The organism is Pseudomonas hormoni, from assembly GCF_018502625.1.
Lineage (GTDB): Bacteria > Pseudomonadota > Gammaproteobacteria > Pseudomonadales > Pseudomonadaceae > Aquipseudomonas > Aquipseudomonas hormoni.
In genome coordinates this window covers 2,637,080-2,654,466 of the sequence record NZ_CP075566.1, presented here as the reverse complement: position 1 = coordinate 2,654,466, position 17,387 = coordinate 2,637,080, and the positions used below count along the sequence as shown (strand labels likewise).

Below are 17,387 nucleotides of genomic sequence, written 5' to 3'. Positions count from 1 at the left end.
AGCATGCGCACCGAACAACCGAAGATGATCTATTTGAAAGACTATCAGGCGCCTGAATACCTGATCGACGAGACGCACCTGACCTTCGAGTTGTTCGAGGACCACAGCCTGGTCCATGCGCAACTGGTGATGCGCCGCAATCCTGAACGGGGCCCGGGCCTGCCGCCGTTGGTGCTCGATGGCCAGCAGCTTGAGTTGTTGTCGGTGACCCTGGCCGACCGCGAACTAAGCGATGCCGATTACCAACTGACCGAAAATCATCTGACCCTGCAGCCGACCAGCACCACGTTCACCGTCGACACCAGCGTCAAGATCCACCCGGAAACCAACACCGCGCTGGAAGGCCTGTACAAGTCCGGCACGATGTTCTGCACACAGTGCGAGGCCGAAGGCTTCCGCAAGATCACCTATTACCTCGACCGCCCGGACGTGATGAGCAAGTTCACCACCACGGTGGTCGCCGAGCAACACAGCTATCCGGTGCTGCTGTCCAACGGCAACCCGATTGCCAGCGGTCCGGGTGAAGACGGCCGTCATTGGGCGACCTGGGAAGACCCGTTCATGAAACCGGCGTACCTGTTTGCGCTGGTGGCTGGCGACTTGTGGTGTGTCGAAGACACCTTCACCACCATGACCGAGCGTTCCGTGGCGCTGCGCATCTATGTCGAGCCAGAAAACATCGACAAGTGCCAGCACGCGATGAACAGCCTGAAGAAGTCCATGCGCTGGGACGAAGAAGTCTACGGTCGCGAGTACGACCTGGACATCTTCATGATCGTTGCGGTCAACGACTTCAACATGGGCGCCATGGAGAACAAAGGCCTCAACATCTTCAACTCCAGCGCCGTGCTGGCCCGCGCCGAAACCGCGACGGACGCCGCACACCAGCGCGTCGAAGCGATCGTTGCCCACGAATACTTCCACAACTGGTCGGGCAACCGCGTGACCTGCCGCGACTGGTTCCAGTTGTCGCTGAAGGAAGGCTTCACCGTGTTCCGTGATTCCGGTTTCTCCGCTGACATGAACTCGGCGACGGTCAAGCGCATCCAGGACGTCGCGTACCTGCGCACCCACCAGTTCGCCGAAGATGCAGGTCCCATGGCGCACGCCGTACGCCCGGACAGCTTCATCGAGATCTCCAACTTCTACACCCTGACCGTTTACGAAAAGGGCTCGGAAGTGGTCGGCATGATCCACACCTTGCTCGGCGCCGAAGGGTTCCGCAAAGGCAGCGACCTGTACTTCGAGCGCCATGACGGCCAGGCCGTGACCTGCGATGACTTCATCAAAGCCATGGAAGACGCCAACGGTGTCGACCTGACCCAGTTCAAACGCTGGTACAGCCAGACCGGTACGCCGCGTCTGGCAGTGAGCGAGTCCTACGACGCCGCCGCGAAAACCTACAGCCTGACCTTCCGCCAGAGCTGCCCGGCCACCCCGGACAAGGTTGAAAAACTGCCGTTCGTGATTCCTGTCGAGTTGGGCCTGCTGGACTCCAAAGGCGCGGCCATTGCGTTGCGTCTTTCCGGCGAAGCCAGCGCTCAGGGCACCTCGCGGGTTATCTCTGTGACTGAAGCGGAGCAGACCTTCACCTTCGTCGACATCCCTGAACAGCCGCTGCCTTCGTTGCTGCGCGGTTTCTCGGCGCCGGTGAAACTGAGCTTCCCGTACAACCGTGATCAGCTGATGTTCCTGATGCAGCACGACAGCGACGGCTTCAATCGCTGGGATGCCGGTCAGCAACTGTCGGTTCAAGTGCTGCAGGAACTGATCGCTCAGCAGCAGAAGGGCGAGAAGCTGGTCATGGATCAGCGCTTGATTTCGGCTTTGCGCACGGTGCTGTCGGACGAAATGCTGGATCAGGCGATGGTCGCCGAAATGCTGTCGTTGCCGGGCGAGGCGTATCTGACTGAAATCAGCGAAGTGGCTGATGTTGACGCGATTCACATCGCTCGCGAGTTTGCGCGCAAACAATTGGCTGAAGGTTTGTTCGAGGCGTTGTGGCTGCGTTATCAGGCCAATCGCGATCTGTCAAAGAAAACGCCTTATATCGCCGAGGCCGAGCACTTTGCCCGTCGTGCGTTGCAGAACATTGCGCTGTCTTACCTGATGTTGAGTGGCAAGCCGGAAGTCCTGGCGGCGACGCTTGAGCAGTTCGAGACCAGCGACAACATGACCGAACGCCTCACGGCGTTGGCCGTGCTGGTCAACTCCTCGTTCGAAGAAGACAAGGCGCGGGCGCTGGCGAGTTTTGCCGAACACTTCAAGGACAACCCGCTGGTCATGGATCAGTGGTTCAGTGTTCAGGCCGGCAGCACGTTGCCGGGTGGGCTGGAGCGGGTCAAGGCGTTGATGCAGCATCCGGCGTTCAACCTCAAGAACCCGAACAAGGTGCGGGCGCTGGTCGGCGCGTTTGCCGGGCAGAACCTGATCAACTTCCATGCGGCGGATGGGTCGGGGTATCGCTTTCTTGCGGATCTGGTGATCGAACTGAACGGCTTCAACCCGCAGATCGCTTCGCGCCAACTGGCGCCGCTGACGCGCTGGCGCAAGTATGACGATTCTCGTCAGGCATTGATGAAAGGTGAGCTGGAGCGGATTCGTGCTTCGGGTCAGCTGTCCAGTGATGTGTTTGAAGTGGTCAGCAAAAGCCTGGCTTGATGCCTGTGTGAGCGAGTTGCTCGCAAAGGCTGCTGAAAGCCGTCTGCAGTACTGAAATGCCCGTATCTTTCGATACGGGCATTTTTTGTGGGTTACACGACGTCGCGATTGAAGGTGAGTTCTAGTGGATTGAAGAGCGACCTGAAAAAGTCGTCGGCTTTACGTACAGCTGTTTTGTCTTCCGAGGTCAGCATCCCCGATTTGAATCGCTCAATCATCGATTGGTCGATTATTCGTATGGCGCTGACAACCTCTTCATTTTCAGCAGCATCTTTCGGGTAGTCCGCAGTCAACTTATCAGCGAACGTAGCCAGGCATTCCCGAGCCGAGGAAAAAAACGCGTCAGGGTAGACGCTCGCATCACCAGGAAGATACTGGGTGTTGAACAAATAATTAAGCGTGGTAGAAAACTCTCGAATAACCGCCAGATTATCAGCGAGTGTGGTGTATTTGGCCTCGTCACAGAACGGGAATGACTCGATCTGAAACGGCGTTTCGCTGTTCACCTTGAGCTGCTGAGCGTAGGTATAGGTTTGTCGAAAGACTGCGGCGGGCGTACCACTGACAACCACCGTGCCCAGTGGTTTTCCATCTCCAATGTCCCGGTTGATGATGTCGGCGACGTTAATCGCGTTTTGACCGCTGTTGGTCGAGAACGGATCAACGGTGATCCGCTGTGGCTCGATGCCTTTTTCCATCAGCAGTTCCTTGAAGCGGTCACCCTCGGTCTTGTTGGTAGCGATCGCATGACGATCCGTCGTGCCGTGGCCACCGAATCCACTGGTAATAAAATTGATGTGTTTGCTGTCCGCGAGTTTTTCAGCAATGAACGAGACATAGGTTTCGTCGTTGTTGCCGTTCAGGACAATGTAGCAATCTGCTCTGTCATGTTGCTGTAACCACTGATCCACGCTGCATGTAGCAGGGGTGGAGGATGTGACATTGCCGCTGTCTACGACCATACCAATCGGACCGGCAAGTATGGATAGACGATCGTTGGCAGCCTCACTCAAGCTGGACTGAATGCGCGTGGCGAGTTCTATGCGCGGCGAGGTGCTTTCAGGTTTGTGTTTAGCGAGTTCATATCCCTCTTTTATCAGGTTGTGCATGGTTAACGCGGTATTCAGGTTGCTTTTCGCGTTAGCCTTGATCTGATCGGACGACAATATCGTAGCGCTGGAGGTACTCGAATAAGAGCGCGGTACGGTGCCAAAGAACTGAGACGTTTTGACGAAACCCTTAGAAGTAGCGAATTCGGCTTGCCTGTTTTCTTTGGTCAGTACGAATTCTGCTTTACCTTGGCAAACAGTTTCCAACTCTTTTGAAATGGGGGTCGAAGCCTGGGTGTGGGTGTTGATTTGAAGAGGTTGGATGGATAAGGAGCCGCTTATTGACTGAACCATTGCTTGTCTTCATCGGGAGTAAATTCTGACTCTAGAGAACTGGCCAGCTGATAACTCATAAAAAACGCTCACGATTGGAATTCAGTTCCATCACCCTGTGGAATACCTCGCCATTCACCCCAGGCGCATCGACCTCAGGTTAACAAAACATAACGTGGCGTCGATTGTCAGACCTTTCCAAACCCCGATAGGATAAGCCAGCTTCCGAAGGGGCTCTGGATTGCGGGTTTCAGGACTATGCTCCTAACCATTCAATCCCGATGAGCACCCCAACGGCGCCCTGAAAGGTTGAACGACCTAACAATAATAATGGGGGAAGGTCTATGAGTGAGCCTGTCATGGGTGTGGGTACCTGCCGCCCGCCGGCACTGCGCAAATTCGCGTTGCTGGCTACAGCGCTCTCGCTGTTGGGCTGTGCCGTGTTGTCGGCACCTGTGCTGGCCGCCGCGGCGCCGGCAACCGACGTTGTTTATTCCGTTGAATCCGCGAAGGCCAGCAAAAGCCTGATGCTCGACGTCGTGCACGCCGGCAAGCGCCTGGTGGCGGTCGGCGATCGCGGGCACATCCTGTATTCCGATGACCAGGGCGCAACCTGGACCCAGGCCAAGGTGCCGACCCGGCAACTGCTGACCTCGGTCTATTTTGTCGACGACAAGCACGGCTGGGCCGTCGGCCATGATGCACAGATCCTCGCCAGCGAGGACGGCGGCGTCACATGGACCAAGCAATTTGAAGATCTGAAACGCGAATCGCCGCTGCTCGACGTCTGGTTCCAGGACGCCAACAGCGGCTTTGCCGTGGGCGCTTACGGCGCGCTGCTGGCCACCACCGATGGCGGCAAGAACTGGGAAGACGCCAGCGATCGCCTCGACAACGAAGACCAGTACCACCTCAACGGCATTGCCGCGATCAAGGATGCCGGGCTGTTCGTCGTCGGCGAACAGGGCAGTATGTTCCGCTCCGCCGACTGGGGCCAGACCTGGGAAAAGCTTGAAGGCCCATACGAAGGTTCGCTGTTCGGCGTGATCGGCACCGCTCAGGCCAACACGCTGCTGGCCTACGGTCTGCGTGGCAACCTGTTCCGCTCCACCGATTTCGGCAGCACCTGGGAACCGGTCGAGCTGAAAGCGGCCCGCGGTGCACTGGAGTTCGGCCTGTCCGGCGCAACCTTGCTCGACGACGGTTCCATCGTGATCGTCGGCAACGGTGGCAGTGTAATCCGCAGCAACGACAACGGCGAAACCTTCAGCGTGTTCAACCGCCCGGATCGTATTTCAGTCGCGGCGGTGACTGCAGCGGGCAACGGCAATCTGATCCTGGCAGGGCAGGGCGGCGTTCGCATCACTTCGCCAACCGGCGCCGGCGCAGAGAATGGAAAAAACGGGTCGTCCAAATGAGCCGGGCAAATAATAAGAAGGCGGGTCTATGACATCCTTGAGCAGCCATCACCAAGACAAGGCGACGTTTCTTGAGCGCCTGATTTTCAACAACCGCCCGGCAGTGATCGTGATCTGCCTGCTGGTGAGCATTTTCCTGTTCTGGCAGGCGACGCTGATCCGGCCGTCCACCAGTTTCGAAAAAATGATCCCGCTCGAGCATCCGTTCATTCAAAAGATGATGGAGCATCGTAACGATCTGGCGAACCTGGGCAACACCGTGCGGATCTCGGTGGAAGCCACCGATGGCGACATCTTCTCCAAGGAGTACATGGAGACCCTGCGTCAGATCAACGACGAGGTGTTCTACATCTCTGGCGTCGACCGTTCCGGCCTCAAGTCGCTGTGGAGTCCGAGCGTACGCTGGACCGAGGTGACGGAGGAGGGCTTCGCCGGCGGTGAAGTGATCCCGCAGAGCTACAACGGCTCCCAGCAAAGCCTCGATCTGCTGCGCAACAACGTGCTCAAGTCCGGGCAGGTCGGTCGTCTGGTAGCCAACGACTTCAAGTCGAGCATCGTCGATATTCCGCTGCTGGAGTCCTACCCGGACCCGCAGGACCAGGGCAAGTTGCTGGCCCTGGACTACCGCAAGTTCTCCCACGAGCTGGAAGACAAGATCCGCGACAAGTTTGAAAAACAAAACCCCAACGTGCAGATCCACATCGTCGGTTTCGCCAAGAAAGTCGGCGACCTGATCGATGGCCTGGTCATGGTGGTGATGTTCTTCGGCATCGCCTTCGTCATCACGCTGATCCTGCTGTACTGGTTCACCAACTGCATGCGCAGCACCGTGGCGGTGTTGAGCACCACGCTGGTGGCGGTGGTCTGGCAGCTCGGCTTGATGCACTTCTTCGGCTTCGGGCTTGATCCGTATTCGATGCTGGTGCCGTTCCTGATCTTCGCCATTGGTATTTCCCACGGCGTGCAGAAGATCAACGGCATCGCGTTGCAGTCCAGTGAGGCCGACAACGCGCTGACCGCCGCGCGGCGCACCTTCCGCCAGTTGTTCCTGCCGGGGATGATCGCGATCCTTGCGGATGCGGTGGGTTTCATCACGTTGCTGATCATCGATATCGGTGTGATCCGCGAACTGGCCATCGGCGCGTCCATCGGCGTGGCGGTGATCGTGTTCACCAACCTGATCCTGTTGCCAGTGGCGATTTCCTACGTCGGCATCAGCAAACGCGCCGTCGAGCGCAGCAAGAAAGACGCACACCGTGAACACCCGTTCTGGCGCCTGTTGTCGAACTTTGCCAGTCCGAAAGTTGCGCCGGTGTCGATCGTCCTGGCCTTGCTGGCCTTCGGTGGCGGCCTCTGGTACAGCCAGAACCTGAAAATCGGCGACCTCGACCAGGGTGCTCCAGAGTTGCGTCCGGACTCGCGCTACAACAAGGACAACAACTTCATCATCAGTAACTACTCCACCAGCTCCGATGTGCTGGTGGTGATGGTCAAGACCAAATCCGAAGGTTGCTCGCGCTACGAAGCCATGGCGCCGATCGACGAGCTGATGTGGAAGATGCAGAACACCGAGGGCGTGCAGTCGGCGATTTCCTTGGTGACCGTGTCCAAACAGATGATCAAGGGCATGAACGAGGGCAACCTGAAATGGGAAACCCTGTCGCGCAACCCGGACGTGCTGAACAACTCCATTGCCCGGGCTGATGGTTTGTACAACAACAGTTGCTCCCTGGCACCGGTGCTGGTGTTCCTCAACGATCACAAGGCTGCAACGCTTGATCGCGCGGTCCATGCCGTGCAGGACTTCGCCAAGGAAAACAACAAGGAAGGCCTGGAATTCATCCTTGCCGCCGGTAACGCCGGCATCGAGGCGGCCACCAACGAGGTGATCAAGGAATCCGAGCTGACCATCCTGATCCTCGTCTACATCTGCGTCGCGACCATGTGCATGATCACCTTCCGTTCCTGGGCGGCGACCTTGTGCATCGTGTTGCCACTGGTGCTGACCTCGGTGCTCGGTAACGCCCTGATGGCCTTCATGGGCATCGGCGTGAAAGTCGCGACCCTGCCGGTGGTGGCACTGGGTGTAGGGATTGGCGTGGACTACGGGATCTACATCTACAGCCGACTGGAAAGTTTCCTGCGTGCTGGCCTGCCGTTGCAGGAAGCCTATTACCAGACCTTGAAATCCACGGGTAAAGCCGTGTTGTTCACCGGTCTGTGCCTGGCCATCGGCGTGTGCACCTGGATCTTCTCGGCCATCAAGTTCCAGGCCGACATGGGCCTGATGCTGACCTTCATGCTGCTCTGGAACATGTTCGGTGCGCTGTGGCTGTTGCCGGCGCTGGCACGGTTCCTGATCAAACCGGAGAAACTGGCGGGGCAGAAGGGCAATTCGTTGTTTGCTCACTGATCCTTGGCTGAAATAAAAAAGCCGCAACCTCAGGGTTGCGGCTTTTTTGTATTTGTCAGATTCACATCACACCTGTGGGAGCGGGCTTGCCCGCGATGACGGAGTGTCAGTCGATACACATGTTGGATGTGCCGCCGCCATCGCGGTTCAGCTTCGCTCCTACAGGGAATCGGGTGTTTCAGCGGTGAAACACTCCTGACCCCTTGAAAAATATTTCATAAATCCCCGCGAAAATCCTCAACCCCAGCCGATACAGCTATCAGGCGCACACAAACCTATTACAACAGTGGCGCCAACCTGAACGGTGCGCCTCAACGCCCGCCCGCCAGTGATCACGGCAAGGACGCTCGAAGCCTCTATCACCCGAGTAACGTCCTATGTCCTTGCGTAATCTGAATATCGCGCCTCGAGCTTTCCTGGGTTTCGCCTTCATCGCCTTGCTGGTAATGGTGCTGGGTGTGTTTGCGGTCAACCGCATGTCGGTCATTCGCCAGGCCTCGATCGACATGGGCAGCACCCAACTGCCCAGCGTCGGCTTCCTGGGCAATGTCACCGAAAATATCCTGCGCATGCGCATTCTGTCGTTCCGCATTCTGGTCAACCGCGAGCCGGCCAGTCTGCAGGAAGCTGAAACCCGTATCGGCGTGCTGAACGACAAGGCACGCAAGGCCCAGGCCAGCTACGCCGCATTGCCGGCGGGCCCGGACGAAGCGGCGCTGTATAAGGTGTTCAGCGCGACCCTGGACAATTACATGCAAGCCCAGCGCGAAATGATGGACCTGTCGCGCCAGAACAAACTGGACGAGATGCGCACCCTGATCAACACACGGATCAAGGACGGCACCGACCAGATGGGCGAACAGCTCAATCGACTGGTGACGTACAACACCGAGGGCGCCAAAGCAGCAGGGCTCGTAGCCGAAGACAACTACAACACCGCCGTGAACGGAATCATCGGGGTGTCAGTGGTGGCGGCGCTCATGACCGTGCTGCTGGCCTGGCTGCTGACCCGCAGCATCGTCACGCCATTGAACCGTGCAGTGCAGGCAGCGGAAACCATCGCCGGCGGTAACTTGACCAAGGCCATTGAAATCGATGGCAAGGACGAACCGGCCCGCCTGCTCGGCGCCTTGTCCGCCATGCAAGGCAACCTGCGCAAAACCATCGAGCAGATCGCCGGCTCCGCCACGCAACTGGGCGCCGCCGCCGAAGAACTCAGCGCCGTGACCGAAGAAGCGTCCCGCGGCCTGCAACAGCAAAACAACGAAATCGAACAGGCCGCCACCGCCGTCAACGAAATGACCGCGGCCGTGGAAGAAGTGGCGCGCAACGCGGTATCGACTTCCGAAGCTTCGAACCAGTCGACCCAGGCCGCTCGAGAAGGTCGCGACCGCGTGGTGGAAACCGTCGACGCGATCCAGACCATGACCCATGACGTGCAAAACACCTCGCTGATGATCGAAGGCCTCGCGACGCAGGGCCGGGATATCGGCAAGGTGCTGGATGTGATCCGTGCCATCGCCGAACAGACCAACCTGCTGGCCCTGAACGCGGCGATCGAAGCGGCCCGCGCCGGTGAAGCCGGGCGTGGTTTTGCGGTGGTGGCGGACGAGGTCCGGGCGTTGGCGCATCGCACTGCGCAATCGACTCAGGAAATCGAGAAGATGGTCGCCGGCATTCAGAACGGCACGGGCGAGGCGGTGTCGTCGATGCAGCAAAGCAATCAGCGCACCCAAAGTACCCTTGAAATGGCCCGCGCCGCCGGCATTGCGCTTGAGCAGATCACCCAGTCGATCCACCTGATCAACGAACGCAACCTGGTCATCGCCAGCGCATCCGAAGAGCAGGCGCAGGTTTCTCGCGAAGTTGACCGCAACCTGGTGAACATCCGCGACCTCGCCACCCAGTCCGCCGCCGGTGCCAATCAGACCAGCGCCGCCACCCACGAACTGTCGCGACTGGCCGTTGATTTGAATGCGATGGTGGCGCGTTTCGTGATTTGAGATAGGGTTGAGGCTAGGAACACGCGCGACTGGAGAAATACATGCGCTATTCAGCCTTGACCCAACGAATCGCCGGCGACGGCGCTGCGGCCTGGCAAATTCATTACCGAGCATTGGAGTTACGAGAACAAGGCGTCGATGTGTTGCTGCTGTCGGTGGGCGATCCGGACTTCGATACGCCGCGACCCATCGTTCAGGCGTGCATCGACAGCCTGTTGGCCGGCGACACCCATTACGCAGAAGTGCGCGGCAGTCGCGGGCTGCGCGACAGCATCGTCAGCCGTCATCGGCGGCGCAGTGGGCAGACGGTGGATGTCGATGAAGTGATCGTGATGCCCGGCGCGCAATGCGGGGTGTATTCGGTCGTGCAATGCCTGCTCGACCCGGGCGATGAAGTGATCGTCGCCGAACCCATGTACGTGACCTATGAAGGGGTGTTCGGCGCCTGCGGGGCCAAGGTGGTGCCGGTGGCGGTGCGCCCGGAGAACGGCTTTCGGGTTGATCCGGCGGATGTCGCGGCGCTGATCACACCGAAAACCCGCGCCATTTTGCTCAACAGTCCCAACAATCCTTCCGGCGCCAGTTTGCCGCTGATGATCTGGCAAGAGCTGGCGTCGCTGTGTATTCGGCACAACCTGTGGCTGATCAGCGACGAGGTCTACAGCGATTTGTTGTACGAAGGCGAGCACATCAGCCCGGCCAGCCTGCCGGGCATGGCTGAGCGCACCGCGACGATCGACAGCCTGTCCAAATCCCACGCCATGAGCGGCTGGCGAGTGGGCTGGGTGATGGGGCCGAAAACCTTGATCGACCACCTGGAACATCTGTCGTTGTGCATGCTGTTCGGCATTCCGGATTTTGTGCAGAACGCGGCGCAAGTCGCGCTGGACGGGAATCTGCCGGAAGTGGCAATGATGCGCGAGGAATATCGCCGGCGTCGCGACCTGGTGTGCGCGAGCCTGAACGCGTGTCCGGGTTTGCGGGCGGTGCGGCCAGATGGCGGAATGTTCGTGATGGTCGATGTACGTCAGACCGGGCTGTCTGCCCAGCACTTCGCCGAGCGATTGCTAGAGGGCTATGGTGTGTCAGTGCTGGCCGGCGAAGCGTTCGGTCCCAGCGCGGCGGGGCACATTCGCATCGGTTTGGTGGTGGATCGTCCAAAACTGGCGGATGCGTGTCGGCGGATTGCGTTGTGTGCGGGTGATCTTCTTGAGGCTCGGCGGGCCTGAGAAGTTTGCGTTGTCTGTGCGGGCCCCATCGCGGGCAAGTCGAATCGTCGCACCGCCGCTCCCACAGGGTTTTGTGAACGCCAAAGATCCAATGTGGGAGCTAGCCTGCTCGCGATAGCTATCTGACAAACGCCAAGTCCCTCAGCCCTTCCACGCCCGCACATTCACCAGATTCTTCGGCCGCTCACCCGCCAGCGCTGCCAACAGATTGTCCACCGCACAGGTGGCCATCGCTTCTCGCGTCTCATGAGTCGCCGAGCCAATGTGCGGCGTCGCCACCACATTGTTCAACTGCAACAGCGGCGAGTCAGGATTCAACGGTTCACGCTCGAACACATCCAGCCCCGCGGCGCGAATCTGCCCCGAACGCAAGGCCTCGATCAGCGCAGCTTCGTCCACGACTTTGCCCCGTGAAATATTGATGAAGATCGTCTCCGGACGCATCAGCGCAAATTGCTCCGCGCCGATCAATCCTTCGGTTTCAGTGGTCAGCGGCAACGTCAGGCAAACGAAATCGGCCTGTTGCAACAGCTCCGGCAAGCTTCGGTACTGCGCATTGAAGCGCTGCGCCACCGCCGGTTTCGGCGAGTGGCTGTGATAGATCACCGGCATGCCGAAACCGAAATGCCCACGCTGGGCCAACGCTTCGCCAATCCGCCCCATGCCGATGATGCCCAGGGTTTTACCGTGCACATCAGTGCCGAACTGCGCGGGGCCGATGTTGCGTGTCCACTGGCCGGCGCGAACCATGTTCGCCAGTTCCACCACCCGCCGGGCCGTCGCCAGAATCAGCGCGAAACCGCTGTCGGCGGTGGTTTCGGTGAGCACGTCCGGGGTGTTGCTGAGCAGGATACGCCGCTCGGTCAGGTAGTCGATGTCGTAGTTGTCGACGCCCACGGACACGCTGGCGATGGCTTGCAGATTCGGCGCCAGATCCAGCAACCCGGCGTCCAGTTTCAGGCTGGCGCCCAGCAGGCCCTGGGCGCGGGGCAGCGCTTCACGCAACTGCGCGAGCCCATCGGCGTCGAGGCTGTCGATCAGCGTCACTTCGGTCTGCTCATGCAGGCGAGCCATCAGCAGCGGCGAGAGTTTCTTGTACAGCACAACCTGCTTTTTCATCGTATTCATCTCTGCATCAATTCAAGGATGGGCGGCGGTTGGGCGTGTGACCGCAACCGAGGGACGCTCCCGGTCGCTGGCGCCGGGCTTGAGGAAAATCGTCAGCACCACCGACAGCATCAGCGCGCCGCTCATCAGCAGGTATGACGCGCCGGGCGAACCGGTGGAACTGTTCAAATAACCGACCAGATAGGAACCGCCAAACGAACCCAGCGCGCCCATGCTGTTGATCAACGCCATAGCGCCACCGGCGACGTTGGCCGGAAGGATTTCCGGAATGATCGCGAAGAACGGTCCATAAGGCGCGTACATGCAGGCGCCGGCAATCACCAGCAGGGTGTACGACCACCAGAAATGTTCGGCGCCCAGCGCGTACGAGCCGTAGAACGCAATCGAGGCGATCAACAGCGGCGGCCAGACAAAGCGTTTACGCTTTTGCAGTTTGTCCGACCCCCAGGACACCAGCAGCATGCCGATCACCGCCGCCAGGTACGGCAGCGCAGAGAGCCAACCGGCTTCGACCATGTCCATTTGCGCGCCGGCCTTGAGGATCGACGGCAGCCACAGCACGAAACCGTAGACGCCGATGCTCCAGCAGAAAAACTGCAGGGCCAGGATGATCACTTTCGGTGAGCGGAAGGCTTCGGCATAGTTCTTCACAGCCTTGATGCCAACCTGTTCGGCGGCGAGGGCGCTTTCCAGATCGTGCTTTTCCTGGTCGCTGAGCCACTTGGCCTGGGCCGGACGATCATCCGCCAGACGCCACCAGATAAACGCCCAGAGCACTGCCGGCAAACCTTCGATGATGAACATCCAGCGCCAGCTGTAATGCTGCACCAGATAACCCGACACCACCGACATCCAGAGCATGGTCACCGGGTTGCCGAGGATCAGGAAGGTGTTGGCCCGGGAGCGTTCGGCGCGGGTGAACCAGTGGCACAGGTAGATAAGCATCGCCGGCATCACGGCGGCTTCGACCACGCCGAGCATGAAACGAATGACGATCAGCCAGTAGGCGTTGGAGACGATCCCGGTCAAGGTGGCCAGGCCGCCCCAGAGGATCAGGCTGACGAAAATCAGCTTCTTCACGCTGTGCTTTTGCGCGTAGATCGCCCCCGGCACCTGGAAGAAAAAGTAGCCGAGGAAGAACAGCGCGCCGAGCATCGACGACAGGCCGGGCGTGATCATCAGGTCGGCGGCCATCCCGGAGGCGGCGGCGAAGCCATAGTTGGCGCGGTCCAGGTACGCCAGGCTGTAGGTGATGAACACGATGGGCATGATGTACCACCAGCGGCGGGCGGCGAGCGTTGCGGTTTTCATGATGGTGCTCCTGAGCTTGTTGTTTTTGTCGCAGCAGGTAACGGTTCTAAATCTTCAGTGACTGTTCCGGCCTCTTCGCGGGCAAGCCCGCTCCCACAGGGATCGAGGTGGACATCAAATTTAGGTTCGACACAAAGCCACTGTGGGAGCGGGCTTGCCCGCGATGGCGGTTTCGAATTCGACGGACATTTCGGGACGGGTCGGCAACCCCTCCATATCCCCCCGACTTTGCACCGCCCGGCTGCCAATCCAGTTGGCGCGCTTCACAGCGTCGGCAAAGCTGTGGTTTTCCAGCAGTGCGCTGATCATGCCGACAGCAAAACCATCGCCGGCACCGACGGTGTCGACCACCGTTTCCACGGGCACGCCCGCCACAAAACCTTCATCCAGATGCGTGCGGTAATACGCGCCGTGGGGGCCGAGCTTGATCGCCACGGCTTCGGCGCCCTGGTCGAGGTAAAACGCCGCGATATCGGCGGGGTCTTCGAAGCCGGTCAGCAAACGACCTTCGCTCAAACCCGGCAGCACCCAGTCGGCGAGGGCGGCGAGGCGGTTGATTTCGCTGATCATCTGTTGCGTGCTGGCCCATAGGCCAGGGCGCAGGTTCGGATCGAAGGACACACTGCGCCCGGCCTCGCGCATGCGCGTCATCAGTTCGAACGACATCTGCCGCGCCGTTTCCGACAGCGCCGGAGGAATGCCGGTGGCGTGCAAGTGCCGCGCCTTGAGCAGCTCGGGGATGATCGACTGCGGCGACAAATGACTCGCCGCCGATCCGCGCCGGAAGTACTCGACCATGGGATCATCGCCATCGTCGGTGCGCGACTTGAGCTGAAATCCGGTCGGGTGTTCTGCATCGATGGCAACGTTGCTGCAATCGATGCCTTCTTTTTTTAGCGTGTCGATCACGAACCGACCCAGCGAATCGTCGCCGACCCGGCTCAGCCACGCCACGTTGAATCCCAGTCGCGACAACCCGATGGCGACGTTGCTGTCGGCCCCGGCAATGCGCTTGTGGAAGTGGTCGACGTTGGCCAGGTCGCCGTTCTGATCGGCCACGAACATCGCCATTGTTTCGCCGAACGACAGAATATCGATCTCAGGCATGAGCACTCTCCAGGCGTGTGTTGCCGAGGCGGGCGAGGGCGGCGACATGCTCGGTGGTGAGCTGTATCAGGTCGTCGCCTTGCAGCGGATATTCCGCTGCCCGCATTACGCCTTGGGCCATGTGCCGCAGCAGTTGTTCCCACAGATGCAGGTCGCTGGCGGCAGGCGGTATGGCAATCAGTTTGCCGTCGGCCCGCCGCGAGACGGCCTTGCAGTGCACGTAGCCAACGTGGCGGCCGAGCAGGCGTGCGGCGCTGCTGGCGGACTGGTCTTGCCAGTGCCAGTTGCCGATGTCGAAAGTCATTTTGATAGGAAGGTTGTGTTGCTCGACCGCCGCGAAAAAGCGCTGGAACGGTTCAATGCGTCCGCCGTGCAAGGTCTGATCGTTTTCCACCAGCAGCTGCACGGCGCTTTTGCCGAGGACCCGGGCGAGGGTCTGCAGGTCGCTGGTATCGGTAAAGTAACCGAGGGACACCTTCAGCCATTTGGCGCCGAAAGCCTGGGCGCGTTGCAGGACGGTGATCAATTCGGGATTGGGTTTCGATTGCCCGGCCAGCCACAGTTCCATGGGCGAGGAATACACGCTTTCGAGGCCCTTGGAATGGGTGGCATCGGCCAGTTGGGCGGGGTCTTCGATTGTCAGCAACTCTTCGCGCCATTCGATGCAGTTGGCGCCGGCGGCGTACAGGATATCGATGAAACTGCCTTGGCCGCATTGGCGTACAAGGTCGGCGCCGTAGCTGGAGAGGCTGATGGAGACGGGTGGTTTATGCATTGTTCTGGACCTCTGAAACCGGTTTCATTTTTGTTCAAAAAAAATGGCATGAAGATCTGTGGTGATCTGTCGGGCCTCTTCGCGGGCAAGCCTCGCTCCTGCAGGTGATCGCATAACCCGTAGGAGCGAGGCTTGCCCGCGAAGGGGCCATCACATTCACCGAAAGTTTCCAAGCGTCGACCCCCGTTCAATCAACCGCGCCGAAAAATCCAGGGTCCGCACCGGCCCGTCATCTCCACGCAAGCGCTTGAGCAAGCATTCAAACGCGCTCGCGCCAATCTCGACCGTCGGTTGGGCGAGGGCGGTAATGCCGCTGCCCACCAACGGATACCAATCCAGGTCATCGAGGGCAATCAGACCGATCTCTTCAAACAGGTTGCACTTCAACTCGCGCAACGCATGGGTAGCGGCCAGCGCCGCAATTCCGTTCGCGCAGAACAGCGCCTTCGGACCGGGGCCGGGTGTATCGAGAAAGGTGTTGAGGTTTGCCGTGAGTTCACTGCCGGTTTCGATCAGCGTCCCGCGCAGCGCCGAACGCTGAGCGATCTGCGCCTTGAAGCTGCTCGCGCGTTCGATCCGCGAACTGGTGCCGTCATACGGTTCGCTCACCATCAGCACATCGCGATAACCGCGGTCTTCAAGGTGGGCGATGGCGATCTCGACCGCTTGCGGGTTGTCCAGCCCGACCATGTCGCTTTCAAGATGCTCGACCTTACGGTCCACCAGTACCAGGGGCATTTCACGATGCAGTTCCTGCAAGGCGTCGCGGTGGTGACCGAGGGTGTTCACGATCAACCCTTCGATGTTGTAGGAACGCAGCAGGGCCAGGTGCTGGCATTCCTGCTCATCATCGCGGTCGGTGTTGCACACCACCAGGCTGTAACCGTGCTGACGGCAGGCGGTTTCCACCCCGTGCATCACGGCAATTGAATAAGGGTTGCGGATGTCGGCGACCAGCATGCCGATCAGGCGGGTTCGCCCGCGTTTCAGGCCGCGAGCCATCTGGTTCGGCCGATAGCCCAATTCGGCAATCGCCTGCTCGATGCGCAGGGCCGTCGCATCGGACAGCAAGGCGCGATCATCGCCGATGAACCGCGACACACTGGCCTTGGAGACTTTGGCGTGTTCGGCGACATCAAGCATGGTGACGCGGCTGCGTTGGGCGGCGGAGAAATCATTCACGGGCTGAAACCTTCTTATTGGAGTTATAAGGTTTGTGCGATCGAGATGGCACTGAAACCGGTTTCAGAAGACAGCAAAATCCAATTCGCTGTCAAGTCCCGCGTCGTCGATTGTCCGACAATGGCCGACGAACGGGATTCAGGCCCAAAGACTCACCCAGGCCGAACCCAACAGCAACAGGGCCATGCAGCGATTGAAACGTTGCATCGCCCGGGGCGAGCACAACCACCGCGTAGACCCCGCGCCGAGCAATGCCCAGACCCCAAGGCACGGCAGGGATATCAGGAAAAACGCCAGCGACAAATACATCACGTGAACCAGACGCTGTTCACCGCCCCCGGCAAAGACACTGACCACGGCCAGCGCCATCATCCAGGTTTTCGGGTTGATCAATTGCAGGCTGGCGGCGCCCGCCAGCCCGAGTCGGGCATCGGCGTCCCGCGTGGTGACGGCTTCGGCCGGGGCGCTGAAGATCTGCCAGGACAGGTAACTCAGCCAAGCCACGCCGATCCACTGCATCGCGGTTTGCACCGCGGGCAAAGCGGTCAGCGAGGAACCGGCGCCGCTGCCGACCAGCAACACAATCGTCGCAGCGCTGGCGCAGGCGCCGAAGATGATCGGCACAGCGGCGGCCAGACCGTAACGGGCGCTGTTGCTCAACACCAGAATGTTGGTCGGGCCGGGCGTGATCGAGGCCACGAACGCAAACAACAGGAAGGGCATTAACGTCGGGAAAGAGGACAGCATCGCAGGCAAACTCCGGTGAAGATCATTGAAG

General features: G+C 59.7%; 12 protein-coding genes. 5 read left to right on the top strand and 7 right to left on the bottom strand.

The window, feature by feature from the left end; translation table 11 throughout:
- Positions 1-3: 3 nt before the first annotated feature.
- Positions 4-2,661 carry an aminopeptidase N gene (gene pepN, locus KJF94_RS12275; protein WP_214383738.1) on the top strand — a complete coding sequence of 886 codons (2,658 nt, stop codon included), beginning with the start codon at positions 4-6 and terminating at the stop codon, positions 2,659-2,661.
- Positions 2,662-2,753: 92 nt separating this feature from the next.
- Here the strand turns inward: pepN and KJF94_RS12270 are convergent, their stop codons facing one another.
- Positions 2,754-4,064 (bottom strand): ElyC/SanA/YdcF family protein, encoded by a 1,311-nt coding sequence (locus tag KJF94_RS12270; protein ID WP_214383736.1) that lies wholly within the window; start codon positions 4,062-4,064, stop codon positions 2,754-2,756.
- 323 nt (positions 4,065-4,387) lie between these two features.
- Here KJF94_RS12270 and KJF94_RS12265 point away from each other — a divergent pair, with 323 nt between their 5' ends.
- From KJF94_RS12265 to KJF94_RS12250, 4 genes are all read left to right on the top strand, one after another.
- Positions 4,388-5,461, top strand: a complete 1,074-nt coding sequence (locus tag KJF94_RS12265; RefSeq protein ID WP_214383734.1) for a WD40/YVTN/BNR-like repeat-containing protein — start codon at positions 4,388-4,390, stop codon at positions 5,459-5,461.
- 28 nt (positions 5,462-5,489) lie between these two features.
- Positions 5,490-7,874 carry an efflux RND transporter permease subunit gene (locus tag KJF94_RS12260; protein WP_214383732.1) on the top strand — a complete coding sequence of 795 codons (2,385 nt, stop codon included), beginning with the start codon at positions 5,490-5,492 and terminating at the stop codon, positions 7,872-7,874.
- A 377-nt stretch (positions 7,875-8,251) separates the two neighbouring features.
- Positions 8,252-9,877: a methyl-accepting chemotaxis protein gene (locus KJF94_RS12255; RefSeq protein WP_214383730.1), complete on the top strand. Its 1,626-nt coding sequence runs from the start codon at positions 8,252-8,254 to the stop codon at positions 9,875-9,877.
- A gap of 41 nt (positions 9,878-9,918) precedes the next feature.
- On the top strand, positions 9,919-11,106 hold the full coding sequence (locus tag KJF94_RS12250; RefSeq protein WP_214383728.1) for a pyridoxal phosphate-dependent aminotransferase: 1,188 nt from the start codon (positions 9,919-9,921) through the stop codon (positions 11,104-11,106).
- 141 nt (positions 11,107-11,247) lie between these two features.
- On the opposite strand, the gene KJF94_RS12245 is transcribed toward KJF94_RS12250, so the two are convergent.
- From KJF94_RS12245 to KJF94_RS12220, 6 genes are all read right to left on the bottom strand, one after another.
- The gene (locus tag KJF94_RS12245) at positions 11,248-12,225 is read right to left on the bottom strand and encodes a 2-hydroxyacid dehydrogenase (protein ID WP_214383726.1); all 978 of its coding nucleotides are present in this window, start codon (positions 12,223-12,225) and stop codon (positions 11,248-11,250) included.
- Between the two features lie 21 nt (positions 12,226-12,246).
- Positions 12,247-13,545: an MFS transporter gene (locus tag KJF94_RS12240; protein ID WP_214383724.1), complete on the bottom strand. Its 1,299-nt coding sequence runs from the start codon at positions 13,543-13,545 to the stop codon at positions 12,247-12,249.
- 120 nt (positions 13,546-13,665) lie between these two features.
- Positions 13,666-14,652, bottom strand: a complete 987-nt coding sequence (locus KJF94_RS12235; protein ID WP_214383722.1) for a sugar kinase — start codon at positions 14,650-14,652, stop codon at positions 13,666-13,668.
- Complete coding sequence (locus tag KJF94_RS12230) at positions 14,645-15,427, bottom strand: sugar phosphate isomerase/epimerase family protein (RefSeq protein ID WP_214383720.1); 783 nt, start codon at positions 15,425-15,427, stop codon at positions 14,645-14,647. Before KJF94_RS12230 ends, KJF94_RS12235 begins: the two co-directional genes overlap by 8 nt.
- A 156-nt stretch (positions 15,428-15,583) precedes the next feature.
- The gene (locus tag KJF94_RS12225; RefSeq protein WP_284681143.1) at positions 15,584-16,609 is read right to left on the bottom strand and encodes a LacI family DNA-binding transcriptional regulator; all 1,026 of its coding nucleotides are present in this window, start codon (positions 16,607-16,609) and stop codon (positions 15,584-15,586) included.
- A gap of 138 nt (positions 16,610-16,747) precedes the next feature.
- Complete coding sequence (locus KJF94_RS12220) at positions 16,748-17,356, bottom strand: LysE family translocator (protein ID WP_214383718.1); 609 nt, start codon at positions 17,354-17,356, stop codon at positions 16,748-16,750.
- Positions 17,357-17,387: the final 31 nt, after the last annotated feature.

Bases quoted from the DNA above. Each gene is read 5' to 3' on its own strand.
- KJF94_RS12265 (WP_214383734.1), top strand. From the start codon at position 4,388: ATGAGTGAGCCTGTCATGGGTGTGGGTACCTGCCGCCCGCCGGCACTG.
- KJF94_RS12235 (WP_214383722.1), bottom strand. From the start codon at position 14,652: ATGCCTGAGATCGATATTCTGTCGTTCGGCGAAACAATGGCGATGTTC.
- KJF94_RS12240 (WP_214383724.1), bottom strand. From the start codon at position 13,545: ATGAAAACCGCAACGCTCGCCGCCCGCCGCTGGTGGTACATCATGCCC.
- KJF94_RS12245 (WP_214383726.1), bottom strand. From the start codon at position 12,225: ATGAAAAAGCAGGTTGTGCTGTACAAGAAACTCTCGCCGCTGCTGATG.
- KJF94_RS12230 (WP_214383720.1), bottom strand. From the start codon at position 15,427: ATGCATAAACCACCCGTCTCCATCAGCCTCTCCAGCTACGGCGCCGAC.
- KJF94_RS12260 (WP_214383732.1), top strand. From the start codon at position 5,490: ATGACATCCTTGAGCAGCCATCACCAAGACAAGGCGACGTTTCTTGAG.
- KJF94_RS12250 (WP_214383728.1), top strand. From the start codon at position 9,919: ATGCGCTATTCAGCCTTGACCCAACGAATCGCCGGCGACGGCGCTGCG.
- pepN (WP_214383738.1), top strand. From the start codon at position 4: ATGCGCACCGAACAACCGAAGATGATCTATTTGAAAGACTATCAGGCG.
- KJF94_RS12255 (WP_214383730.1), top strand. From the start codon at position 8,252: ATGTCCTTGCGTAATCTGAATATCGCGCCTCGAGCTTTCCTGGGTTTC.
- KJF94_RS12220 (WP_214383718.1), bottom strand. From the start codon at position 17,356: ATGCTGTCCTCTTTCCCGACGTTAATGCCCTTCCTGTTGTTTGCGTTC.
- KJF94_RS12270 (WP_214383736.1), bottom strand. From the start codon at position 4,064: ATGGTTCAGTCAATAAGCGGCTCCTTATCCATCCAACCTCTTCAAATC.